Here is a 22,043-nt window from a genome sequence, read left to right on the forward strand (position 1 = left end):
GAGGGCCCTACTCTTTTTGGGCTTTTCTGGCATAATCCGGCCCACTTTTTTCGCGGTAGTAGTGCACGACTTTCTACTACAAAACGTTTGGAGCACACTCGGCCACTGGCCGACGGGGAACCTCATGACGCAAGCCAATAACGCCGTGTACACCGATCTGAGTGTTGATGATCTGGTAAAAGAAGCCCTGAACCGCGGTGAAGGCGAGCTTGCCGATACCGGCGCTCTGGTTGTTCGCACCGGTCACCGCACCGGCCGTTCGCCAGTCGACCGTTTCATCGTTGAAGAGCCTTCCACCCAGGCTGCCATTGCCTGGGGCCCGATCAACCGCAAGTTCCCGGCCGACAAATTCGACGCGCTGTGGGCTCGTGTTGAAGCATTCAACAACGCGCAAGAGCATTTCGTTTCCCACGTGCATGTAGGCGCGGCCGAAGATCACTACCTGGCCGTGAAAATGACCACCCAGACTGCCTGGCAGAACCTGTTTGGTCGTTGCCTGTTCATCAACCCGGCTCAGTACAACCCGGTCGGTCGCGAAGAGTGGCAAGTGCTGAACGTCGCCAACTTCGAGTGCGTGCCAGAGCGTGACGGCACCAACTCCGACGGTTGCGTGATCATCAACTTCGCCCAGAAGAAAGTGCTGATCGCCGGCATGCGTTACGCCGGTGAAATGAAGAAAGCCATGTTCTCCGTGCAGAACTTCCTGCTGCCGGCCGCTGACGTGCTGCCAATGCACTGCGCTGCCAACATCGGCGAAGAAGGCGACGTGACCCTGTTCTTCGGTCTGTCGGGCACCGGCAAGACCACCCTGTCCGCCGACGAAAGTCGTTACCTGATCGGTGACGACGAACACGGCTGGGGCGAAGGCGTTGTCTTCAACATCGAAGGCGGCTGCTACGCCAAGTGCATCGACTTGTCCGAGAAGAACGAGCCGGTCATCTGGAAAGCCATCAAGCACGGCGCGGTACTGGAAAACGTCGTGATCGACGACGCCAAACACGCCGACTACGCCGATGTCAGCCTGACCCAGAACAGCCGCGCGGCCTACCCGCTGGAGCACGTTGCCAAGCGTTCCGAGAAGAACCTGGGCGGCGAGCCGAACGCTGTGATCTTCCTGACCTGCGACCTGACCGGCGTCCTGCCGCCAGTGTCGATCCTCAACGAAGAACAAGCGGCCTACCACTTCCTGTCCGGCTACACCGCTCTGGTGGGCTCGACTGAAATGGGTTCGGGCAGCGGAATCAAGTCGACCTTCTCCACCTGCTTTGGCGCACCGTTCTTCCCGCGTCCGGCCGGCGAATACGCTGAACTGCTGATCAAGCGCATCCGCGGCTTCGGCTCCAAGGTCTACCTGGTCAACACCGGCTGGACCGGCGGTGGCTACGGCGTCGGCAAACGCTTCAACATCCCGACCACCCGCGCGGTGATCGCAGCGATCCAGAGCGGCGCGCTGATCGGTGCAGCCACCGAGCACCTGGACACCATCAACCTGGACGTGCCACTGGCCGTACCGGGCGTCGAAACCAACCTGCTCAACCCACGCAACACCTGGGCTGACAAGGCTGCGTACGACGAAGCTGCCAAAGCACTGGCCGGTCTGTTCATCGAGAACTTCAAGAAGTTCGAAGTGAGCGATGCGATCAAGGCTGCCGGGCCTAAGTTGTAAGACTTAGTTCTGGTGAATGAAAAAGCCGCCTCTTGAGGGCGGCTTTTTTGTGGGTGATGGGTTGGACTTCATTGTCAGATCAACTGCCATTATTCCCGCAGAATCCGCGTTAAACAGCCAGAATAATGCTACTTAAGGAGCCGCGAACTCCTAAGCATTTTCCCTCCAGCCATCATGGCCATTGCCGTCTGGTATGCAGCACTCGTAGCACTTCCACAACATCAACTTTGACTGTGTAGATGATGACGTAGTTTGGAGTGACGACGATTTCGCGGGTACCTCCCGCGATACCTTTTCGGTACAGGGCTGGGTGCTGCCGAGCGCCTTCTCCTTTCAGTTCGAAAGCCTCATCAAGTTTAATCGCTGCAGCGGGATTTTCCTGGCCGATACGCTCCATGATGTTGTCTCGGTCATCCAGCGCTTCTTGGCGCCAGACCAACCTCATCAACGTGCTCGCTGACGAAGGGCATCCCGTTTGGCGGCAAATATCCTGCGAGCGTCTTCATCGCTGACGCTGGGTCTTGGGTCATCAATGCTGATTTGTACCTGTTGCTTGACCCATTCTTCATACGCAGCTGCTTCATGAGCTTGTTTCATCGCTTCGGCGCGATCAGGGCGGGCATAGGTTTTTATCTGAAGAGGGTCATAACTGGAGGCGTCCACATCGAAGTGATTGATGCCCACTCCTTGCAGGTAGGTCACCAGTGTTTCAAGCCGCTTGAACAGACGTACCTGGCCACTGCGTTGTGCGGTCAGTGAGTATTCTTTGCTTCCTTGCTGAATCTGAATCGACCAGCCACCCGGTTTGGCGACGATATGTGCGCTACTGATCGAACCGTTCTCAAACAGCCGCGTGAGAGTGCTGTGATCAATGGTTTCAGTGGTCATGAAGGCAAGCCCTTGGTTGAACAATGGCTCCCATCGTACGCAATCAATAATAGTTTGCAAAACTCTGATCCTTAAGTTTTGCGCCGGAGATGTCAGCGTCAGTGTTCGAGATAGAGGCAGGCAGTTCTAGCCATGAACACGCCTGCCCGAGGAGTCCGTCAGGCCGGGGCTTTCCAGTTGAGCATTCGCTGCTGGGCGACCTGGAGCAGGTCATAGCCGTCTTTGGTGAGAAGGTAGAGCGCGTGGGTGATGTGCGGGATGTCTTCGACGTCGGCGTGTTTGAAGCAGAGGCAGTAGAGGGTTTGCAGCAGGTCGCTGGAGGCGCGCAGGCGCTGGACGGCGTATTCGAGGATGTCTTGCGGGTTGGCTTCGGTGTCGATGACCAGGGGCTTGGTGTCGGTGAGGTTGGAGTCGAGTGGACGGTAGCGATTGGAGTGGAGCTCGTTCCATGATTTCATTTTTTAGATCCTCAATTGCTTCGAATGAAGCCACCACATCGTGACCAAGCGACTGGAGGCGACTGTGTTCGGGTTGGTCAACCGGTGAGGATCATGCACATACCCGGCACGCTCGGAAGCGTCCCAAACACAGCCACCATAACGCTACTGGCAATTGAGTGCCGGCAGCATACAGCGGACGCGAATGCATGTTCCATTCGGGTGACCAAGCCCGAGTCGCTGAATTGGCAGCGACAGTCACAACTATAGGTTTCGGCCCACTGGCGCCGATAGAAGACAAGGCGCCGCTGCGTGTAGGAACGGGATGCAGATTCGGGCAGTCCGTTCCTACAGATCAATCACGGTTTTCAACGAATAGCCCGATACCCCTCAACATCCAGCACACTCGTCGTCAGCCCGGTCGCCGGGGTGTAGATCGCGCCTTTCACCGTCGAGAACGGAACGCCTTTGCTGCCCAGCGATACGTAGCGTTCGCCTTGATCCAGTTCGGTGAACCAGGTGTAGGAACACTTTTCCATGGCCTTGTATTTCGCTGCCGCGTTGACGATGGCAGCGGTGTGGTTGCGAAGATCGGTGTCGCTGAGGTTGAGGTTTTTGTCGAGGCCGGTGCCCCAGCGTTTCAGGCAGACCTCGGCAAAGTGACGGACGATGAGGCCGGGTTCGGCCAGCACTTTTGGACCACTGTTGCCGTCGGCGGAAGCGTTGCCGACCAGGGTGGCGTGACGGCCGGGCATGGGGAAGATGCTGGTCTTGGTGCCGGTCGCGGTTTGCGGAATGACACAACTGAAACCCTTGGAGCGCTCATCCCGCGCATAGAAACCCACATATTCTTTTACGTTGCTGTTGAGCTTTACCCGGTGTTCCTGAAAGTTACCGATGCCCGGCACCGGGTCGATGGCAAAGATATTCACTGGAATGTTTTTCAGTGCACTGTCGTTGAACATGGCATTGGCCAGCATGTGACAACTGATACCGCCACGGCTCCAGCCCACCAGATTGACTTTTGTTGGAATAACACCGTCCTTGCGAAAGGTTTTGATAATTTGCTCCTGTAACTTCTGTTGCGTGACGCTGCGATCACCATAGTTATATTTACGCCACAGCCAGGAACCTTCGACTTTTACATCTTCAATCGGAATGCCGGCGGCTTTGAGGCGGTTGTATTCCGCTTCGGTCAGTTGTTCGCGCTGCCAGTCACATTGGCCTTTGATGATGTTCATCGCGTGCTGGACGTTTTCCTCCCAGCCCTTGCCGAACAAGGTGCCACTGAGGCCGTAGTCCTTCGACTGGGTGAACAGTTCATCGGCTTGCAGGTTGCTGGTGCCGGGGCCGTCGACCACGATCCAGTCGGCGAACTCGCGCCCGGTGTGGTGAGCGGCCAGTGTGGAGACCAATTCCCCATTCCAATAGTTAACGTGTGCATTATCAAACTTTGTCGAACCTGTACCACAGAAGAAAATAGTTAACGTAGTCATGTTGTTGCTCTCGGTTGATATAAGAGCAATCAGGCTAGTTGTAAACTTTGTAGTAATGGAAGCGAAGGGTTGTTGCGAACTTTGTAAATGTGGCTGGCGCGTTAGTTGTTTATTCGTTGTCTGGCAACTTCCAGCAAGTCACAACCGTCTTGGGTCAATAAGTAAAGCGCATTGACGATGTTGGGGATGTCTTTCACATCGGCCTGTTTGAAACACAAGCAGTAAAGAGTTTCCAGCAGATCGCTGGCCGCGCGCAGACGTTGATCGGCGGCATTGAGCAGGTCACCCGCTGTTGCAGCGGTGTCGATGACCATTACCGGGTTGTCGCCGTCGCAGGTCTTGAGAGGGCGAAAACGAGTATTCAGCGGTGTGAACATGTTCATGATTGAGGCGTGTCCTTTACGAAGTCGCTTCGGTGGGCCGACACAGTGTTTTCAGTCGCGCCGGCCACTATAGAAGGGCGCCGTCGAGTGGGACAAGACGGCCGCAATGGACAGATTTCGTAAGGGTTTTTTCCACGATATGGGCATTTGCCCTACATGTTTTTTCGGTTTTTCAAAGCCAAACCCTTATTGGCGAATTTTCCGACGTGATTATCAGGCGTTTCAAAGTAAACCTCTGTATGGTGCGCGCCAGAATCCGTAGGTCGTTTCCAAATGTCCGACACACGCTTAAAGGGAATTAGGTATGCAGTGGCTACGAATGGCCTTGATCGTTTTGCTGTGGGTGAGTGGCTGTCGTTTGGCGTTGGCCTCCGACACGGGCAACGGGTTGCTGCTTGCCAACCTGGAGCGCACCGGTTGGCCCGACGCGCTTGCCACGCAGGCCGACATCGACACAGCTGCCCGTGCTGAAGTGCTGGTTTTCGGTAAGGCTCTGCTGGCGAGCGAAGCCCTGGACGAACCGGGACTCACGCAACGACTGGGCGTGCAGCCAATGCAGCTCAAGTCGATCAGACAAGTACGCGACGGTCTGTGGGATCGCTTGCTCAACACCTACCGCAATGCCAGCACTCACTGCGACGAGAAAGCATTTTGCCCCCGGGTGCGCAGCGTTGCCGACTTGCGTCAACTGGCGGCAGCCTTCACCGGCGATATCAGCCCGGCTCATGCACGATGGGCGAGCCAGAGCCTCGATGTGCATGAACGGGTACTGGATGAGCAATTGCGGGTAGCCGTATTGCGGCCCTGACACAGCGCTTGCGGGGGTTAAGTCGAGGGCGCTGCGGTGACGGTCACGGCGCTGGCCAGGATCGGCGGAAAGTCGCCGGGAGAGGGGGTGCAGCCTCCCAGCAGCAGGGAGGCAAAGATCAGGGCGAGGGGCAGTTTCAAGTTGTTCGACATGTTCACTCCTTGGTAAAAATCCATGCGCATTGGCCGTCCTGGCTCAAGGCGTGACGGACATTACCCTCGGATCGCTTCACCCGGCGATGAACAAAGTGTTTCATTTGTTTGATCCCTTGACCGTGCCGTCGACGCTGTATCATCCCGTATCGATTTGACCCCCAACCTATTCTCGACGCGCTGCGATCGCCCGCTAGGCTGTTGGCATCACAGCGGTCAACGGAGTGACAGCGAATGCACAACACCCTGGAACAGGTTTTCGGTTATCCACAGTTTCGACCCGGGCAGGAGGCCGCGATCAGCGCTGTTCTCGCCGGGCGCTCGGTGGCCGCGATATTTCCCACCGGCTCCGGCAAGTCCCTTTGTTACCAGGTCCCGGCACTCTTGCTGCCACACCTGACGCTGGTGGTCTCACCGTTGCTGGCGCTGATGCAGGATCAGCTTGAGTTCTTGCGCCGGCACGGGATATCCGCAGGCAGCATCGATTCGGCGCAGAGCCGCGAAGACGCCAACGATGTGATGGCCCGCGCCCGTTCGGGCGAACTGAAGATCCTGATGATTTCCGTGGAGCGTTTGAAGAACGAGCGCTTTCGCAACTTTTTGCAGCAGGTGCCGATCTCGCTGCTGGTGGTGGATGAGGCGCACTGCATCTCCGAGTGGGGCCACAACTTCCGCCCCGACTACCTCAAGCTGCCGGACTACCAGCGCCAGTTCAACATCCCGCAAACCCTGCTGCTGACCGCCACTGCAACGCCAAAAGTCATCGCCGACATGCAAGCGAAATTCGCCATCGCGGCAGACGATGTGGTGACCACCGGTTTCTACCGGCCCAACCTCAATCTGCTGGTCGAGCCGGTGCGTGGGCAGGACAAGCGCCGGCGTCTGGTGGAGTGGATGAGCGAGCGCGTGGGTCAGCCGAGCATCGTCTACGTCACCCTGCAGAAAACCGCCGAGCAGATTGCCGAGCATCTGGAGCGCAATGGCATTCAGGCCGAGGCTTATCACGCCGGGTTGCCCCATGAGCAACGGGACGCGATCCAGAAGCGCTTCATGGGCGGGCAGTCCGATTGCATCGTCGCCACCATCGCCTTCGGTATGGGCATCGACAAAAGCGACATCCGCAACGTGGTGCATTTCGACCTGCCCAAATCCATCGAAAACTACAGCCAGGAAATCGGCCGTGCAGGGCGTGACGGGCAGCCGTCCGACTGCCTGGTGTTGGCCAACCGCGACAGCCTCAACGTGCTGGAAAACTTCGTGTATGGCGACACGCCGGAACAGGAGGGCATTCGTCATGTGCTGGACGAGCTGCAGGCCGCCGCGCCGGAAGGCCAATGGGAGTTTCTGCTCGGGCCGCTGGCGGATCAGAGCAACATTCGCGCGTTGCCTTTGAAGACGTTGTTGGTGCAGTTGGAGCTGCGAGGACTGATTGCCCCGCGCTACGCGTACTACGCCGAGTACCGTTTCAAATACCTGCTGGAGCCCGAGGCGTTGCTTGAGCGTTTTGAAGGTGAACGCAGGGATTTCGTCGCCGCGATCATCCAGACCTCAAGCCGCGCGCGTACCTGGGCTACGGTGAATTTCCAGGCGATGTACGAGCAGTATTCCGCCGAGCGCAACCGCGTGGTGAAGGCGCTGGATTACTTTCAGGAGAAGGGCTGGGTCGAGCTTGAGAGCAAGCAGATGACCGAGGTCTACAACGTCCTGCGCGGCGATTTCGACAGCCAGGCCCTGAGCGCTGACCTGCACGACTATTTCACCCGCCATGAACAAACCGAAGTGGCGCGGATTCACGCCATGCTCGAGCTGTTCGCCACCGAGCGATGTCTCGGATATCGGCTGGCGGAATATTTTGGCGATCACAATGCGCCTCAGCAGTGCGGACATTGCTCGGCGTGTCACGGGCACATCGCCCGGCTCCCGGCGCCTCCGGAATTGCCGGCGCTTGTGGATAAAAATTTTGCGGCGTTGTGTGGGGAATTTATCCACAGGCATCAACAACTGACCGGCAGTGCTCCGTCGGCCGAGCGGCTGACCCGGTTCCTCTGCGGAATCAGTGTGCCGCTGTTTACCAAACTCAAGGCGCGGGCCATTTCCGGGTTTGCAGCGCTGGAGGAATATCCCTACGCCGAGGTCCGGGCCTGGGCTCAGACGCATCTTTGAGATTCCGAATCCATCTGCTGAATGTCGATCATCACGGCAATGAACTTCAAAAATGCCCGGTGGCTGACTATGGTGATGGCTGTCTTCGGATCGCCAACAAGAGAACAACATGAGCCAGACATCCTTCGCTATTCAGCAGGCCGCCGTGATCGGCGCCGGCACCATGGGCCGCGGCATTGTCATGTGCCTGGCCAACGCCGGCGTGTCAGTGCAGTGGGTCGATAACAATCCACAGATGCTTGAGCAGGCGCTGTCCACCGTGGCCGAGACCTACGCGCACAACGTGCGACAGGGGCGGATTGATCAGGCCGAAGCCGATGCGCGGATTGCCCGTGTCAGCGCGGCGGCGGACTATGTGGCAATCCGCAACGTCGACCTGGTGATCGAAGCGGTGTACGAGAACCTCGAGCTCAAGCAGAAGATCTTCCGTGAACTCGATGGCGTGTTGAAACCCGAGGCGCTGCTGGCGAGCAATACTTCGGCGCTGGATATCGACGCCATTGCCGCCGCGACACGGCGCCCGACTCAAGTGCTGGGCCTGCATTTCTTCAGCCCGGCGCACATCATGAAGTTGCTGGAAATAGTCCGTGGCGCACAAACTTCTCCGGCTGTGCTTGAAGCCGCTCTGGAGCTGGGCAAGCGCATGGGCAAGGTCAGTGTGGTGTCGGGCAACTGCCACGGTTTTATCGGCAACCGCATGCTGCATCCGTATGTGCTCGAAGCGCGCAAGATGTTGCTTGAAGGGGCGTACCCGCATCAGGTCGATGCGGCGTTGCAGAGTTTCGGTTTTGCCATGGGGCCGTTTCGCATGTACGACGTGGTCGGCATCGATCTCGAGTGGCGTGCCCGCGAGCTGGCGGGCAAGGGGCAGGATGCACCGGAGGTTCAAGTGGATAACCGTCTGTGCGAGTTGGGCCGGTTCGGTCAGAAGTCCGGCAACGGTTATTACCACTACGAGCCGGGCAGTCGACAGGCCGAGCATAATCCCGAGGTCGATGCGCTGGTGTTGAGCGTCAGCGAAGGGTTGGGGTTTCATCGCCGGGATATTGGCTCGGAGGAGATCCTTGAGCGGTGCCTGCTGGCGTTGGTCAACGAGGGCGCGAAGATCCTGCAGGAAGGGATTGCCGAGTCGGCGCATGACATCGATCAGGTCTATCTGAATGGCTACGGCTTCCCGGCAGAGAGAGGCGGGCCGATGGCCTGGGCGGATGACCAGGGGCTGGCCGACATTCACAAGCGATTGCTGGCACTGGAGACCCGGCAGGGTGATCACTGGCGGCCGGCGCCATTGATTGGCGAGCTGGCGGCGCGCGGCAAGGGTTTTTATCTTTAGACTGAGCAGATCACTCCAGGAATCGACACTGATGTCCAACCCGATGCCGCAACGCAGCGATTACCCGCACTTCCAGCCGATCACCACGCGCTGGCATGACAACGACGCCTACGGTCACGTCAACAACGTCACCTATTACAGCTTCTTCGACACGGCGGTGAACACCTATCTGATTCAGGTCGGGGGGCTGGATATCCATGACGGCGAGGTGGTGGGGTTTGTGGTGAGTTCGTCCTGCGACTACTTCGCCTCGATCGCTTTTCCGGATCGAATCGAGATCGGCTTGCGGGTTGGCAAGCTGGGTAATAGTTCGGTGCAATACGAACTGGCGGTGTTCAAGGCCGAAGAAGACGAGGCCTGTGCCGCCGGGCGCTTCGTGCATGTGTTTGTCGACCGGGCGTCCAATCAGCTGGTGTCGATTCCAACCCGATTGCGCGAAGCGCTGGAACGCCTGGCGATGTGACAGGCAAAAAAAATCGCAGCCCGGGGGAGCTGCGATCTGGATGTATCGGCTAAAGAGGCCAGGCCTCAGTCGCGATAGTAGCGGTGATGCTTGCGATGGCCATAGGCATGGCCACGACCTGGGTGACGGTCACGGTAGTAGCGACGATCATCATGGCGACGATCGTAATGACGATCATCGTCATCGCTCTTGTTGCCCATGTAGTTGCCCAGCGCGCCACCCGCGCCACCGCCGGCTGCTGCGCCGATCAGGCTGCCGGTGGTGCCGCCCATGCTGCGGCCGACCACGTTGCCGCCGGCTGCGCCCAGCGCACCGCCAATGGCTGCTTCACCACGGCTGCGCTTGTCGGCGCCCACCGCACTACCACCCGCGCCGCCCAGGGCTGCGCCGATGGTTGAACCTGTACTGCCGCCTAACGATTGACCGACGACCGAGCCAAGAACCCCGCCCAATGCGCCGCCCACACCTGCTTCGGTGGTGCCTCCGGCAGAAGCGAAGCCACTGACCAGGCCAAGGGACAACAAGAGAATCGAGGAGAACTTCATAGAGGAGCCTCAAAGGGATGACGGCGCGATCCTGAGGCTCTGGAATGGGCGTGACAATCGAAATCCGACGAATAGCACGACCTGTATACAATTCTGCAAGTTGCTGATTTTTGGGCGGAACTTAACTGATTTTCGCCGGTCTTTAACTACTTCGGACAGGCCGCTTTGATCACAAAGCGGCCTTTTTTGTGGGCGTTCGAAAAGTGCTCGCGAAGGCGCCCGTTCAGGCGCCGTATCAGGCCGATCTGGCCATGATCAGCCCCGTTTCGCTCGCCGCTTCCAGGCGAATGGCAATGAACTTCGACGTCGGCGTATGGCTGCCATCGCCGGTGCTCTCCAACGGCACCAATGGATTCACCTCAGGGTAATAAGCCGCTGCCTGCCCTGCAGGAATATCGAACGCCAAGAGCGTGAAGCCCTTCACCCGACGCTCACGACCATCGTCCCACAGCGACACGATGTCAGCCTTCTGCCCCGGCTTGAAGCCCAGACGGATGATGTCGGCTTCGTTGGCGAACAACACATCACGCTGTCCCTTCACCCCGCGATAACGATCGTCGAGACCATAAATCGTGGTGTTGTACTGATCGTGAGAGCGCATCGATTGCAGGATCAGGTCCGGCAGTTTGCCGGTGGCGCGAGTGCGCTCGTGGATCAGGTCCTTAGGCAGCATGTTCGGCTTGAAGTTGGCCCGACCCGACGTGGTGTTCCACTTGCGCGCGCCGGCGCTGTTGCCGAGGTAGAAGCCGCCCGGGTTCTTGACCTTCTCGTTGAAGTCCTTGAAGCCCGGAATGGTGTCGGCGATCAGTTCACGGATGCGCCGGTAGTCGGCCACCAGCCAGTTCCAGTCCACCGGTTTGCTGCCCAGGGTGGCGGCGGCAATGCCGGCGATGATCGACGGCTCCGAGCGCATCTGGTTCGACAGCGGCTGCAACTGGCCGTTGGAGGCGTGCACCATGCTGAACGAGTCTTCCACGGTGACGGCTTGCGGGCCTTCGGTCTGGATATCGATGTCGGTACGACCCAGGCACGGCAGGATCAGCGCGTCCTTGCCGTGGGCCAGGTGGCTGCGATTAAGCTTGGTGCTGATCTGCACCGTCAGGTCACAGTTGCTCAGGGCCTGGAAGGTGCGCGGGCTGTCCGGCGTGGCCTGGGCGAAGTTGCCGCCCAGACCGATAAACACCTTGGCGCGACCTTCGGCCATCGCGTGAATCGCTTCGACCACGTTGTGCCCGTTGTGACGTGGCACCTTGAACTGGAAGCGGCGCTCGAGGGAATCAAGGAACGCCACCGGCGGACGTTCGTTGATGCCCATGGTGCGGTCGCCCTGCACGTTACTGTGGCCGCGCACCGGGCACAGACCGGCGCCGGGTTTGCCGATGTTGCCGCGCAGCAGCATCAGGTTGGCGATCTCCTGGATGGTCGGCACCGAGTGGCGATGCTGGGTGATGCCCATCGCCCAGCACATGATCACGTTCTTGCCTTTGGCGTACATGCGCGCCGCTTGCTCGATTTCCACCAGGGTCAGGCCGGACTGAGTGACGATCTGCTCCCAAGGGGTATCGTCGACGACACCAATGTACTCGAGCACATTGACGCTGTGCTCATTGAGGAAGTCGTGATCGAACACGGCCGGTGCGCCAGCCTTCTGCGCATCGCGCTCCCATTGCAGCAGGAACTTGGCCATGCCGCGCAGCACCGCCATGTCGCCGCCCAGCGCCGGGCGGAAATACGCGGTGTTGGTCGGCTTGTCGCCGTTGGTGAGCATTTCCAGCGGATGCTGCGGATGCTGGAAGCGTTCCAGGCCGCGTTCTTTCAGCGGGTTGACGCACACTACCTGGGCACCGCGTTTCACCGCTTCACGCAGCGGTTCGAGCATGCGCGGGTGGTTGGTGCCGGGGTTCTGGCCCCAGACAAAAATCGCATCGGCATGTTCGAAGTCGTCGAAGGTCACGGTGCCTTTGCCGACGCCGACACTCTGCGCCAGGGCCACGCCGCTGGCCTCGTGGCACATGTTCGAGCAGTCGGGGAAGTTGTTGGTGCCGAAGGCGCGCACGAACAGTTGATACAGGTACGCCGCTTCGTTGCTGGCGCGGCCCGAGGTGTAGAACTCGGCCTGATCCGGGCTCGACAGCGCTTGCAGGTGTTTGCCGATCAGCGCGTAGGCATCGTCCCAGCTGATGGGTTTGTAGCGGTCGGTTTCGGCGTCATACACCAGCGGTTCGGTCAGACGACCTTGATATTCAAGCCAGTAGTCGCTCTGCTCCAGCAACGAGGTGACGCTGTGTTTGGCGAAGAACTTGCCGTCGACCCGACGCTTGGTCGCTTCCCAGTTCACCGCTTTGGCGCCGTTCTCGCAGAATTTGACCATGCCGCTTTCCGGCGAGTCGCCCCAGGCGCAGCCCGGGCAGTCGAAGCCGCCGTTCTGGTTGGTCTTGAGCATCATGCGCAGGTTTTTCAGCGCGTTGTCGCTGGTCAACCAGGCCTGGGCCACGCTGATCAGGGCGCCCCAGCCACCGGCCGGGCCCTTGTAAGGCTTGTAGCGCGGAACGGGTTTCTGGTCGGCTTGATGATGTTGGCTCACGGGTGTTTCTCCATTTCTGGGCTATACACCCGCGGCGCGTTCTTCTGCGGCAGGTGGATGAGATTGAGGTTGTGGCGTCGCGCCCATTGCACGGCGAGACCGGTAGGCGCGGACAGGCTGACCAGGGTCTGAATCCCGGCCCGCAGGACTTTCTGGATCAATTCGAGGCTGCAACGGCTGGTGACAATTGCCAGGCCGCCGGCTGTGGATATCTTTTGCCGGATCAGACCGCCGATCAGCTTGTCGAGGGCGTTGTGCCGGCCGATGTCTTCGCGGCCCAACAGCAATTCACCGCTGGCGTTCATGAACACCGCCGCGTGCACTGCGCCGCAATGCTGACCCAGCGGTTGGAATGCGCCGATACGCTGGCGCAAACCCTCGAGCCATTCGGCGGGCGGCAAAGGTGCGCCGGGCAAGACCTTGAGGTCAGGCAGCGCCTGCTCCACCGCTTCCACGCCGCACAGTCCGCAACCGCTGGTGCCGGCCAGTTGCCGCCGCTGCTGCTTGAGGTTCCAGAAGGCGCGGTTGGCAATGGTCACTTGCGCATATTGCGCCGAGCCCGAGCCGGTCAATTGCAGGTCGTAGATGTCCGAGGCGTCTTCGATGATGCCGCTGCCGAGGCTGAAACCGACGATGAAGTCTTCAAGGTCGGTCGGCGTCACCAGCATCACGGCCTGACTGATGCCGTTGTAGGCAATCGCCAACGCAACTTCTTCGGCCAGCGCGGTGCTGGCCGATTCCGCGAGGGGGAGATTGCTGTAGCTGTAGGTCTGACTGGCGGCTGGCGCGGGCGTTTCGAGAGCAGGCGCCGCGCAGGCCGGGCGCTTGGCGTTCATGGCATCACCGACGGATTGATCAACGTTAAGACTAGGCGCGGCAAGATGTCGCGTCTAATCGCTAGTGTCGATCCTTCGATAGATGCCGTCGATCAAGTGTCCGTGGGTGATTTTTGATAGAGCGCGAAACAGGCCTCGGCCAACGCCGAGCGTGGAGCGCCGCGACGCATGATCAGGCCCAGTCGGGCGAGGGTCTGGGCGTTTTCGATCGGTTGCAGGCGCAGATGATCGGTCAGGTTTTCCAGGCCGCCATCCAGTGGCATCACCGCACAGCACAAGCCGCCGTGCACCGCTTGCAACAATTGGTGAACGGCGTCGGTTTGCAGTAACGGCTGCGGCGTCAGGCCACGACTGTGGAAGTTATGGTCGATGGACTGGCGAAAGTGCATGCCGCTGGTGAGCATGCCAAGCGGCAGCTCGATCAGCGACTCCCAACTCAGCGGCGCTTCGCCAAAGCTGAAGAACCGCTGGTCGTAGAGCAGGCCCATCTGCGTTTCGCTGAAGGCCAGGGATTCAAACCGCTCGCCGTCGAGGCGGTCCAGATAAGACACGCCAATGTCGATGCGGTTGTTCGCCAGTTGCTCCAGAACCTGTTCGGAGCTCAGCGAGGACAGTTCGAAGCGCAGGTTTGGATGTTGTGCGTGCAGGCGTTGCATCAACGGCAGTGCATCGAAACTCGACAACGGCACCACGCCCAGCCGCAGGGTGCCGATCAGATTGCCGCGACAGGCCGCCGCTTCCGCCTGCAAACCGTCGTAGGCCGCCAGTACCGTGCGCGCCCAGGCCAGCACCCGTTCGCCCGGTGCGGTGAACCCTTCAAAGCGCTGGCCACGGTTGACCAGTGGCAGGTCGAGTTCTTCTTCGAGGCTGCGCAGGCGCATCGACAGGGTCGGCTGGGTGATGTGGCAGCGGGCTGCGGCCTGGCCGAAGTGGCGGGTTTCGTCGAGGGCGATGAGGAATTTCAGCTGCTTGATGTCCATCTTCGCTCCGGGGCGCTGGCAGGGGTGGGCGATTCTACCGCTTGAGTGACGGCAGGGTCATTGGTCGGCTTGGAACCGGGTTTGTCCGGGGTGGTCTAGGCTTGGGCGTCTGGAACCCAAATCAAGGAGTGTGCGCCATGAGTCTTTTGAGCTTTGTGAAAGAAGCGGGTGAGAAACTGCTCGACCTGCTGACCCCCGGCAACGCCAATGCCAGCGAGCAATTGAAGGAACACATCAGCAAGGTCGGGCTGGGTAACCCGAATGTCCAGGCTACCGTGGACGGGGACAAGGTGACCGTTACCGGTGAAGTGGCGAGTCAGGAAGAGAAAGAGAAGATTCTTCTGGCAGTGGGCAACATTGCCGGTGTCGGCAGCGTCGATGACCAGATCACCGTGACCGGGCCGGTTGTGGCGGCGGCGCGTTTTGTGGTCGTGAAGAAGGGCGACACCCTCAGCGCGATTTCCCTGGCGGTGTATGGCAACGCCAACCAGTACAACAAGATCTTCGAGGCCAACAAGCCGCTGTTGTCACATCCGGACAAGATTTATCCGGGGCAGACGCTGCGTATTCCCGAGTAACCGCAGATACCGCTATCGCGAGCAGGCTCGCTCCCACATTGGAATGCATTTCAGTTGTGGGAGCGAGCCTGCTCGCGATGGGGACGATGCGGTCTACAGGCCCGCAATCAAATCCCGATAATCCTCGACCGCCGCGAACTCCCCGGTGTCCTTCGGCCCTTTGCGGCTGTCCGGCTCTTTCACGGCCAACAGATGCGCCACGCCGAAATTCCGTGCACTGCGCAGGATCGGCAAGGTGTCGTCGATGAACAGACTACGCGCCGGGTCAAAACCGATATCGGCCTGCAAGGCGTCCCAGAATTGCGGGTTTTCCTTGGGGAAACCGTAATCGTGGGAGCTGATCAGCCGTTCGAAGTACGGCGCCAGTTCGATGCGTTCCAGTTTCAGCGACAGTGAATCGCGGTGGGCGTTGGTGATCATCACCACGCGTTTGCCGGCTCGCTTGATCGCTTCCAGAAAAGTGTCGGCGTCCGGGCGCAGGGCGATCAGGTGGGCGGTTTCCCGTTTCAGTTCACGCACCGACAGCTTCAGCTCCGCGCTCCAGAAGTCCAGGCAGTACCACTGCAACTGACCGGCATGGCGCTCGAACAGCGGCTGCAATTCCATTTCCGCCATGGCCCGGCTCACGCCATGCAGTTCGGCGTAGCGCTGCGGCAGGTGTTCGAGCCAGAAGTGGTTGTCGAAGTGCAGGTCCAGCAACGTGCCGTCCATGTCGAGCAGAACGGTGTCGATGTCGGACCAGGGTAATGAAGGCATGGCAACGTCTCGAGCGGTAGAAGGATATCCGACGCAAACAATCGGAAAAGCCGCGTTATAGTAGCGCGTTCACGCCAAGGAGCTTTGCATGCGCCAGAAACCCACCGTACTCGCCCGCGAGATCGTCGCCACCAGCCGGCTGTTCTGCGTCGAAGAGCTGAAGCTGCGTTTCTCCAATGGCGTGGAACGCACCTACGAGCGACTGGTCGGCAAGGGCGCCGGCTATGGCGCGGTGATGATCGTGGCAATGCTCGATGCCGAGCACGCGGTGCTGGTCGAAGAATACTGCGGCGGTACCGACGAATATGAACTGTCGCTGCCCAAAGGCCTGATCGAGCCCGGCGAAGATGTGCTGGCTGCCGCCGAACGCGAGCTCAAGGAAGAAGCCGGTTATGGCGCGCGACAGCTGGAGCATCTGACCGAGTTGTCGTTGTCCCCCGGTTACATGAGCCAGAAAATCCAGGTGGTGCTGGCCACCGACCTGTACGAAGAGCGTCTCGAAGGCGACGAACCCGAGCCGATGCGTGTAGACAAAGTCAATCTGCGACAGCTGTCGGCACTGGCGCAGAATCCGAATTTCAGTGAGGGCCGCGCCCTGGCGGCGCTGTACCTGACCCGCGATCTGCTGACCCAGCGCGGATTTTTCAGTCATGAGTGAGATATCGATGAATTTTCCCCATCCGTTGATGACGCCGGTGGTTGAACTGGCACTGCGGGCCGGTGAGGCGATCCTGCCGTTCTGGCGTGCCGATGTGGCGGTCACTGCCAAGTCCGATGATTCGCCGGTGACGGCGGCGGACATGGCCGCTCACCACGTGATCGTGGCGGGCCTGACGGCGCTGGACCCGAGCATTCCGGTGCTGTCCGAAGAGGACGCCAACATCCCGCAAAGCGTGCGCGCAGGCTGGCAGCGCTGGTGGCTGGTGGACCCGCTGGATGGCACCAAGGAGTTCATCAGCGGCAGCGAAGAATTCACCGTCAACATTGCGTTGATCGAAAACGGCCGGGTGGTGTTCGGTGTGGTGTCGATGCCGACCACTGGGCGGTTCTACGTCGGCGGTGCGGGACTCGGTGCCTGGCGCGGCGACACGGGCGGCACACCGGTGGCGATTCAGGTTCGTGACGTACCGGGGCCTGGCGAAGCGTTCACCGTGGTTGCCAGCCGCCGTCATTCGAGTCCGGAGCAGGAACGCTTGCTGGCCGGTTTGAGCGCCAGCCTTGGCGAGTTGCAGCTGGCCAACATCGGCAGTTCGCTGAAATTCTGTCTGCTGGCCGAAGGTGCGGCGGATTGTTACCCGCGACTGGCGCCGACTTCGCAATGGGACACGGCGGCGGCGCAGGGCGTTCTGGAAGGGGCGGGCGGTGAAGTGCTCGACCTGAGTGGCGCAGCGTTCTGTTATCCAGCTCGGGAGTCTTTGTTGAACAGTTTCTTCCTGGCGTTGCCGGCGAAAGCCGCATGGCGGGCGAAGCTGCTCGAACTTGCCCGCTCGTAAGCGTGGTCAGTCTTCAGCGGTGCAGGACGTACTGCCCGCTGAACGTCACTGCATCTTCATTGCTCCCGGCATTGACCACCCGCGTGTGCAGCGTCAGTCGCGCCCGTCCGTAACGCTGATACATCGTCAGAAATTTCTTCCACTGCGCTGCGCTCGGTGACGGGCAAATCGCAATGGCATCACCGGTCACCGGCAGTGGATAACTGATCTGCCCCTCCTGGATCACGATGTGGCCGTCGGTGATGCCTTCTTCCTTCAATCGCAGATGCAGCCAGCCCCAACCGGCCAGCACCGCGCCGCAATACAGGCTGCCGCCGAACATGGTGCTCTTGTGATTGACGTTGGCGTCCAGCGGCAAGTGCAGGCGCAGTTGCTGTTCCTGCCAGTCGAGCACCTTGAGGCCCATGTCCTGGGTCAGCGGGATGTCGTGGTGAAGAACGGATTCCAGATAACGACTGTCGTGCTTCATGCCCGGACCTCTTGCGGCAGAAAAGTGAATTGAGCGTGCTTCATTCGGATTCGTCGGAATGAACGCCGCTGCCAGCGAAATTCAGCCCGTGCTTGCGCAGTTTGTCGTGCAGGGTCTTGCGCGGAATGCCCAGGGCTTCGGCGAGACTGCGTACGGAACTGTGAGAGCGGGCCAGTTCGGCGGCGATCAGGGATTTCTCGAAATTTTCCACTTGTTCGCTGAGCCCGCCCGCCGTGATCTCGACGGTGGTGCCGGGGCTGCCATCGGGCTGCGTGTTGTCCAGGGCCAGCTCCAGGCCGAGGGCAAAGCGCTCCGCCGCGTTCTGCAATTCCCGCACGTTGCCTGGCCATGAATGGCGCAGCAGCAACGCCCGTTGCGCCGGTTGCAGTTCGTGAGGTGGCAGTCCGTGGCGGGCACTGGCTTCGTCGGCGTAATGCTGGAACAGCATCAACGCGTCTTCGCCTCGTTCGCGCAACGGCGGAATGCGCAGCGGTGCCACGTTGAGGCGGTAATACAGGTCGGCACGGAAGCGTCCCTGATCGGCGGCCTGGCGCAGGTCTTCCTTGGTGGCGGCGATGACGCGGATGTCCAGCGGGATCAACTGATTGCCGCCCAGACGCTCGACCACTCGCTCCTGCAACATGCGCAGCAGTTTGACCTGGACGTCCATGCTCATGCTCTCGATTTCGTCGAGGAACAGCGTGCCGCCATTGGCGAATTCGAATTTGCCGATCCGGCGCTTTTGCGCGCCGGTGAAGGCGCCGGGTTCGTGGCCGAACAATTCGCTCTCGACCACCGACTCGGCCAGCGCCCCGGCGTTGATCGCCACGAACGGGCCGTTACGCCGGCTCGACAGGTCATGCAGGGCGCGGGCGACGACTTCCTTGCCGGCACCGGTTTCGCCGAGGATCAAGACATCGGCCTTGGTCGCCGCCAGCGCGCCGATCTGCTCGCGCAGGCGCGACATCGGTGCAGACTGACCGACCAGCCGCGCGCTCAACTCGTTGCGATCACTCAGGGCCATGCGCAGGCTTCGGTTGTCCAGCACCAGACGCCGCAGGGCCAGGGCGCGGCGCACGCTGTCGAGCAGGGCGTCGCTGGCGAAGGGCTTTTCCAGAAAATCATAGGCACCGGCGCGCATGGCCTGCACGGCCAGCGGCACATCGCCGTGGCCAGTGATCAGCAGCACCGGCAACTCGGGATCCTGAGCGTGCAACTCGCTCAACAGTTCCAGGCCATCCATGCCGGGCATGCGGATGTCGCTGACCACCACGCCCGGCCAGTCGCGCTCCAGTTGCGCGGCCAGACCCTTGGCCTCGGACAGCGGAAGAATTTTCAGGCCGGCCAGATCCAGAGTCTGGCCAAGGGCCTGACGCAGGTGCGGATCGTCGTCGATCAGCACCACCTGAATGCGGTTGTCGATGGTCATGCGCTTCGATCCTCGGACGGTTGCAGGCTGACCCCGGGCGCGCCGGCGCGCAGCCGCAGGGTGATCAGGGCGCCACCTTGCTTGTGGTTGGCGAACGACAGTTCACCGCCGAAGGCGCGCATCAGGGTTTCGCAAATGGCCAACCCCAGACCCAGACCCTGGGTGCGGGTCTTGGTCGTGTAAAACGGTTCGCTGGCACGGCCCAGGGCTTCCATGCAGAAACCCGGGCCATTGTCGCGAATGTACAGATTGACGCCTTCGTCGGTGGATTCGGCACTCAGCCACAATTTGCGCGGCGGGCCTTTTTCGGTCAGGGCGTCGAGGGCGTTGGCCAGCAGGTTGCCCAGCACCTGGCGCAGACGGGTTTCCCCGGCCTCGACCCAAAGGGTGGCGGCCGGCAGGTCGCGGATCAGTTCGACATCCATGCTCCGGCGACGTTTGGCCAGCAAGGCAAGTGCGTCGTCCAGCGCCGGTTGCAGGGCCACGCTTTCCGGGGCGTGGCGGTCACGGCGGGCGAAGGCGCGCAGGTGGGCGATGATCGATGCCATGCGCCCGGTCAGCTCGCTGATCAGTTTGAGGTTGCCTCGTGCGTCTTCGGTGCGTTCATGGTCGAGCAGCACTTCGGCGTTTTCGGCGTAGCTGCGGATCGCCGCCAGCGGCTGGTTGAGTTCGTGGCTGATGCTCGCCGACATCGTCCCCAGCGCCGACAGCTTGCCTGCCTGTACCAGATCGTCCTGGGCGCGCACCAGTTCCTGCTGGGCCTGTTCGCGTTCCAGCACTTCCTGTTTCAGGCGGCGGTTGAGGCCTTCGAGATCGCTGGTACGTTCGGCGACCCGTCCTTCGAGTTCCCGCCGGGCCTTGGCTTCGAAGGCGATCCGTTCCAGGTAATGACGACGACGCTGCATCATCAGGCCCAGCAACAGCATCACCACCAGCAAGGTGGCGCCGCCGATCGCCACCACCGTGCGTACCGGTCGGTCGATCAACGTACGCGGGGCGAGGATGCTGACGCTCCAGCCGGTTTCCGCGATCTCCTGGGTTTGCGGCAACCACGCGGTCGGGCTCAGGTTCAAGGGGCGTGGCTCGCGGGTCGGGTAGGGCTGGATTGCGGTGATCGCCGCGCGCTCGGTATCACTCAGGGTGCGGGTCGCGCGAAAACGCCATTCCGGGCGCGAGGTGAGGATGACCACGCCGTTGTGGTCGGTCACCAGCAGTTGTTCCGGGGTTTTGCCCCACAGGCTTTCGGTGTGGTCGAGGTCAACCTTGATCACCAGCACGCCGATGATTTTTTCGCCGTTGCGCACGGCGGCGGCGAAGAAGTAGCCGCGCTTGGCAGAGGTAGTGCCCAACCCGAAGAAGCGCCCGAGGCGTCCGGCCATGGCTTCGCTGAAGTACGGCCGGAATGAGAAATTACGCCCGACGAAACTGTCGTGCTTGTCCCAGTTCGACGCTGCGAGCGTCTGGCCGTTGGTGTCCATCAGGTACATGACTTCGGCGCCGGTCTGCGCGGCGATGTTCTTCAGCAGGCGGTTGGCGTTGCCCTGGGTCACGCCGTCGTCCGGCGCCCCGAGCACCGCGCGCAGGGCCGGCAGGTCGCCGAGGATTTGCGGCAGCACTTCATAGCGATGCAGCGTGCCCAGCAGGTTGGCGACGTAGAGGTCGAGGGTCTGGCGGTTCTGGCCGGCCAGTTCGCTGCGGTAATAGCGCTCGGCCAGATGTTCCAGCGGCCACAGCAGCGGTGCCAGGCACAGAGCCAGCAGGGCAAGACTGCGCCAGCGGGGGCGACGGGGAAGGGTCGGAGTCATGAGCATCGAGCGCCTGTGGGTACAGGCGCATTATGCCTAGGCTTGCCGGCGCAGTCTGCGCACCCGTGGCCGGGTATGCAGCGGCGCTGAAGATTCACACAGGACTTCAGGAAAAGACGTCGGCGTCCTTGAGGAAGGCGGCCGCCTGATCCTTGGCCGACAATTTTGGCGCTTCGTCGAGTTGCCAGTCGATGCCCAGATCCGGATCGTCCCAGCGAATGCTGCGCTCGGAGGACGGGTTGTAGTAGTTGGTGGTCTTGTAGAGGAATTCGGCGAATTCGCTCAGCACCACGAAGCCGTGGGCGAAACCTTCCGGTACCCACAATTGGCGATGGTTGTCGGCCGACAGGCGCACGGCGACCCACTTGCCGAAATGCGGCGAGCTGCGACGGATATCCACGGCGACATCGAGGACTTCGCCAGCGATAACGCGGACCAGTTTGCCCTGAGTATTTTCCAACTGGTAATGCAGCCCGCGCAGCACGCCTTTCTGCGAGCGCGAATGGTTGTCCTGGACAAACTGCGTGTCGAGGCCGGTGGCGTCCTGAAAGGCCTTGGCATTGAAACTTTCGTAAAAGAACCCGCGCTCATCACCAAACACCTTGGGTTCGATGATCAGGACACCAGGCAGGTCAGTGGGGATTACATTCATGGGGATATTCCAGTGGCAGGTGTGAATGGCCGACATTCTTGCGCAAAGTGCCGGTGGGTGCGAGTGGCGCTTGCAAATCCGCCCGTCTCGCAACAGATCGGGGGACGGATGGTCGGGGGTTGCTTAT

The 22,043-nt window shown here is 60.6% G+C and carries 23 protein-coding genes; 8 read left to right on the forward strand and 15 right to left on the reverse strand.

The genetic code is table 11. The annotated features are described in order from the left end of the window. Positions 1-124: 124 nt before the first annotated feature. Entirely contained in the window at positions 125-1,666 is a 1,542-nt protein-coding gene (locus tag CAF76_RS17820; RefSeq protein WP_085647947.1) for a phosphoenolpyruvate carboxykinase, read from the forward strand. A 172-nt stretch (positions 1,667-1,838) separates the two neighbouring features. On the opposite strand, the gene CAF76_RS17825 is transcribed toward CAF76_RS17820, so the two are convergent. From CAF76_RS17825 to CAF76_RS17845, 5 genes are all read right to left on the reverse strand, one after another. After that, positions 1,839-2,111, reverse strand: a complete 273-nt coding sequence (locus CAF76_RS17825) for a type II toxin-antitoxin system RelE/ParE family toxin (protein WP_085647948.1) — start codon at positions 2,109-2,111, stop codon at positions 1,839-1,841. After that, positions 2,111-2,554, reverse strand: coding sequence for a hypothetical protein (locus CAF76_RS17830; RefSeq protein WP_039764743.1), 444 nt, complete (start codon positions 2,552-2,554; stop codon positions 2,111-2,113). Before CAF76_RS17830 ends, CAF76_RS17825 begins: the two co-directional genes overlap by 1 nt. Positions 2,555-2,712: 158 nt before the next feature. Further along, complete coding sequence (locus CAF76_RS17835) at positions 2,713-3,012, reverse strand: hypothetical protein (RefSeq protein ID WP_085647949.1); 300 nt, start codon at positions 3,010-3,012, stop codon at positions 2,713-2,715. Positions 3,013-3,359: 347 nt separating this feature from the next. Further along, positions 3,360-4,487: a hypothetical protein gene (locus tag CAF76_RS17840; protein ID WP_085647950.1), complete on the reverse strand. Its 1,128-nt coding sequence runs from the start codon at positions 4,485-4,487 to the stop codon at positions 3,360-3,362. Between the two features lie 101 nt (positions 4,488-4,588). Beyond that, positions 4,589-4,870, reverse strand: coding sequence for a hypothetical protein (locus CAF76_RS17845; RefSeq protein WP_085647951.1), 282 nt, complete (start codon positions 4,868-4,870; stop codon positions 4,589-4,591). Positions 4,871-5,174: 304 nt separating this feature from the next. On the opposite strand from CAF76_RS17845, the gene CAF76_RS17850 reads away from it, so the two are divergent. Next, on the forward strand, positions 5,175-5,678 hold the full coding sequence (locus CAF76_RS17850; RefSeq protein WP_085647952.1) for a polysaccharide deacetylase: 504 nt from the start codon (positions 5,175-5,177) through the stop codon (positions 5,676-5,678). Between the two features lie 17 nt (positions 5,679-5,695). Here the strand turns inward: CAF76_RS17850 and CAF76_RS28865 are convergent, their stop codons facing one another. Beyond that, positions 5,696-5,830, reverse strand: coding sequence for a hypothetical protein (locus CAF76_RS28865; RefSeq protein ID WP_256579632.1), 135 nt, complete (start codon positions 5,828-5,830; stop codon positions 5,696-5,698). Between the two features lie 234 nt (positions 5,831-6,064). On the opposite strand from CAF76_RS28865, the gene CAF76_RS17855 reads away from it, so the two are divergent. The 3 genes from CAF76_RS17855 to CAF76_RS17865 all read left to right on the forward strand — a co-directional run bounded on the left by CAF76_RS17855 (position 6,065) and on the right by CAF76_RS17865 (position 9,789). Next, positions 6,065-7,993: an ATP-dependent DNA helicase RecQ gene (locus CAF76_RS17855; protein WP_085647953.1), complete on the forward strand. Its 1,929-nt coding sequence runs from the start codon at positions 6,065-6,067 to the stop codon at positions 7,991-7,993. 109 nt (positions 7,994-8,102) lie between these two features. Beyond that, positions 8,103-9,326 carry a 3-hydroxyacyl-CoA dehydrogenase gene (locus tag CAF76_RS17860; RefSeq protein ID WP_085647954.1) on the forward strand — a complete coding sequence of 408 codons (1,224 nt, stop codon included), beginning with the start codon at positions 8,103-8,105 and terminating at the stop codon, positions 9,324-9,326. Between the two features lie 31 nt (positions 9,327-9,357). Next, positions 9,358-9,789 carry a thioesterase family protein gene (locus tag CAF76_RS17865; protein ID WP_085647955.1) on the forward strand — a complete coding sequence of 144 codons (432 nt, stop codon included), beginning with the start codon at positions 9,358-9,360 and terminating at the stop codon, positions 9,787-9,789. A 65-nt stretch (positions 9,790-9,854) separates the two neighbouring features. Here the strand turns inward: CAF76_RS17865 and CAF76_RS17870 are convergent, their stop codons facing one another. The 4 genes from CAF76_RS17870 to CAF76_RS17885 all read right to left on the reverse strand — a co-directional run bounded on the left by CAF76_RS17870 (position 9,855) and on the right by CAF76_RS17885 (position 14,734). Then, complete coding sequence (locus CAF76_RS17870) at positions 9,855-10,334, reverse strand: YMGG-like glycine zipper-containing protein (protein ID WP_011331978.1); 480 nt, start codon at positions 10,332-10,334, stop codon at positions 9,855-9,857. Positions 10,335-10,569: 235 nt separating this feature from the next. Continuing rightward, on the reverse strand, positions 10,570-12,918 hold the full coding sequence (locus CAF76_RS17875; protein ID WP_064592755.1) for an FdhF/YdeP family oxidoreductase: 2,349 nt from the start codon (positions 12,916-12,918) through the stop codon (positions 10,570-10,572). Continuing rightward, complete coding sequence (gene fdhD / locus CAF76_RS17880; RefSeq protein ID WP_085647956.1) at positions 12,915-13,754, reverse strand: formate dehydrogenase accessory sulfurtransferase FdhD; 840 nt, start codon at positions 13,752-13,754, stop codon at positions 12,915-12,917. Before fdhD ends, CAF76_RS17875 begins: the two co-directional genes overlap by 4 nt. Before the next feature lie 92 nt (positions 13,755-13,846). After that, positions 13,847-14,734 (reverse strand): LysR family transcriptional regulator, encoded by an 888-nt coding sequence (locus CAF76_RS17885; RefSeq protein WP_085647957.1) that lies wholly within the window; start codon positions 14,732-14,734, stop codon positions 13,847-13,849. Between the two features lie 137 nt (positions 14,735-14,871). On the opposite strand from CAF76_RS17885, the gene lysM reads away from it, so the two are divergent. Continuing rightward, positions 14,872-15,312, forward strand: coding sequence for a peptidoglycan-binding protein LysM (gene lysM / locus CAF76_RS17890; RefSeq protein ID WP_039764611.1), 441 nt, complete (start codon positions 14,872-14,874; stop codon positions 15,310-15,312). Between the two features lie 93 nt (positions 15,313-15,405). On the opposite strand, the gene yrfG is transcribed toward lysM, so the two are convergent. Beyond that, on the reverse strand, positions 15,406-16,068 hold the full coding sequence (gene yrfG / locus CAF76_RS17895) for a GMP/IMP nucleotidase (protein ID WP_085647958.1): 663 nt from the start codon (positions 16,066-16,068) through the stop codon (positions 15,406-15,408). An 88-nt stretch (positions 16,069-16,156) separates the two neighbouring features. Between yrfG and nudE the strand changes: the two genes are divergently transcribed. Together nudE and cysQ are read left to right on the forward strand one after the other, a co-directional pair. Beyond that, entirely contained in the window at positions 16,157-16,726 is a 570-nt protein-coding gene (nudE, locus tag CAF76_RS17900; RefSeq protein WP_064592763.1) for an ADP compounds hydrolase NudE, read from the forward strand. A 1-nt stretch (position 16,727) separates the two neighbouring features. Beyond that, entirely contained in the window at positions 16,728-17,561 is an 834-nt protein-coding gene (gene cysQ / locus CAF76_RS17905) for a 3'(2'),5'-bisphosphate nucleotidase CysQ (protein WP_085648154.1), read from the forward strand. Positions 17,562-17,574: 13 nt separating this feature from the next. Here the strand turns inward: cysQ and CAF76_RS17910 are convergent, their stop codons facing one another. The 4 genes from CAF76_RS17910 to rfbC all read right to left on the reverse strand — a co-directional run bounded on the left by CAF76_RS17910 (position 17,575) and on the right by rfbC (position 21,916). Continuing rightward, complete coding sequence (locus CAF76_RS17910) at positions 17,575-18,030, reverse strand: YiiD C-terminal domain-containing protein (protein WP_085647959.1); 456 nt, start codon at positions 18,028-18,030, stop codon at positions 17,575-17,577. Positions 18,031-18,070: 40 nt separating this feature from the next. Continuing rightward, positions 18,071-19,459 (reverse strand): sigma-54 dependent transcriptional regulator, encoded by a 1,389-nt coding sequence (locus CAF76_RS17915; protein WP_085647960.1) that lies wholly within the window; start codon positions 19,457-19,459, stop codon positions 18,071-18,073. Next, positions 19,456-21,264 (reverse strand): ATP-binding protein, encoded by a 1,809-nt coding sequence (locus tag CAF76_RS17920; RefSeq protein ID WP_064600652.1) that lies wholly within the window; start codon positions 21,262-21,264, stop codon positions 19,456-19,458. Before CAF76_RS17920 ends, CAF76_RS17915 begins: the two co-directional genes overlap by 4 nt. A gap of 106 nt (positions 21,265-21,370) precedes the next feature. Further along, positions 21,371-21,916: a dTDP-4-dehydrorhamnose 3,5-epimerase gene (gene rfbC / locus CAF76_RS17925; RefSeq protein ID WP_085647961.1), complete on the reverse strand. Its 546-nt coding sequence runs from the start codon at positions 21,914-21,916 to the stop codon at positions 21,371-21,373. Positions 21,917-22,043: the final 127 nt, after the last annotated feature.

This window comes from Pseudomonas sp. B40(2017), assembly GCF_002112855.1.
In the GTDB taxonomy this organism is placed as follows: Bacteria; Pseudomonadota; Gammaproteobacteria; order Pseudomonadales; family Pseudomonadaceae; genus Aquipseudomonas; species Aquipseudomonas pharyngis.

Bases quoted from the DNA above. Each gene is read 5' to 3' on its own strand.
- CAF76_RS17820 (WP_085647947.1), top strand. From the start codon at position 125: ATGACGCAAGCCAATAACGCCGTGTACACCGATCTGAGTGTTGATGAT.
- CAF76_RS17825 (WP_085647948.1), bottom strand. From the start codon at position 2,111: ATGAGGTTGGTCTGGCGCCAAGAAGCGCTGGATGACCGAGACAACATC.
- CAF76_RS17830 (WP_039764743.1), bottom strand. From the start codon at position 2,554: ATGACCACTGAAACCATTGATCACAGCACTCTCACGCGGCTGTTTGAG.
- CAF76_RS17835 (WP_085647949.1), bottom strand. From the start codon at position 3,012: ATGAAATCATGGAACGAGCTCCACTCCAATCGCTACCGTCCACTCGAC.
- CAF76_RS17840 (WP_085647950.1), bottom strand. From the start codon at position 4,487: ATGACTACGTTAACTATTTTCTTCTGTGGTACAGGTTCGACAAAGTTT.
- CAF76_RS17845 (WP_085647951.1), bottom strand. From the start codon at position 4,870: ATGAACATGTTCACACCGCTGAATACTCGTTTTCGCCCTCTCAAGACC.
- CAF76_RS17850 (WP_085647952.1), top strand. From the start codon at position 5,175: ATGCAGTGGCTACGAATGGCCTTGATCGTTTTGCTGTGGGTGAGTGGC.
- CAF76_RS28865 (WP_256579632.1), bottom strand. From the start codon at position 5,830: ATGTCGAACAACTTGAAACTGCCCCTCGCCCTGATCTTTGCCTCCCTG.
- CAF76_RS17855 (WP_085647953.1), top strand. From the start codon at position 6,065: ATGCACAACACCCTGGAACAGGTTTTCGGTTATCCACAGTTTCGACCC.
- CAF76_RS17860 (WP_085647954.1), top strand. From the start codon at position 8,103: ATGAGCCAGACATCCTTCGCTATTCAGCAGGCCGCCGTGATCGGCGCC.
- CAF76_RS17865 (WP_085647955.1), top strand. From the start codon at position 9,358: ATGTCCAACCCGATGCCGCAACGCAGCGATTACCCGCACTTCCAGCCG.
- CAF76_RS17870 (WP_011331978.1), bottom strand. From the start codon at position 10,334: ATGAAGTTCTCCTCGATTCTCTTGTTGTCCCTTGGCCTGGTCAGTGGC.
- fdhD (WP_085647956.1), bottom strand. From the start codon at position 13,754: ATGAACGCCAAGCGCCCGGCCTGCGCGGCGCCTGCTCTCGAAACGCCC.
- CAF76_RS17885 (WP_085647957.1), bottom strand. From the start codon at position 14,734: ATGGACATCAAGCAGCTGAAATTCCTCATCGCCCTCGACGAAACCCGC.
- lysM (WP_039764611.1), top strand. From the start codon at position 14,872: ATGAGTCTTTTGAGCTTTGTGAAAGAAGCGGGTGAGAAACTGCTCGAC.
- yrfG (WP_085647958.1), bottom strand. From the start codon at position 16,068: ATGCCTTCATTACCCTGGTCCGACATCGACACCGTTCTGCTCGACATG.
- nudE (WP_064592763.1), top strand. From the start codon at position 16,157: ATGCGCCAGAAACCCACCGTACTCGCCCGCGAGATCGTCGCCACCAGC.
- CAF76_RS17910 (WP_085647959.1), bottom strand. From the start codon at position 18,030: ATGAAGCACGACAGTCGTTATCTGGAATCCGTTCTTCACCACGACATC.
- CAF76_RS17915 (WP_085647960.1), bottom strand. From the start codon at position 19,459: ATGACCATCGACAACCGCATTCAGGTGGTGCTGATCGACGACGATCCG.
- CAF76_RS17920 (WP_064600652.1), bottom strand. From the start codon at position 21,264: ATGACTCCGACCCTTCCCCGTCGCCCCCGCTGGCGCAGTCTTGCCCTG.
- rfbC (WP_085647961.1), bottom strand. From the start codon at position 21,916: ATGAATGTAATCCCCACTGACCTGCCTGGTGTCCTGATCATCGAACCC.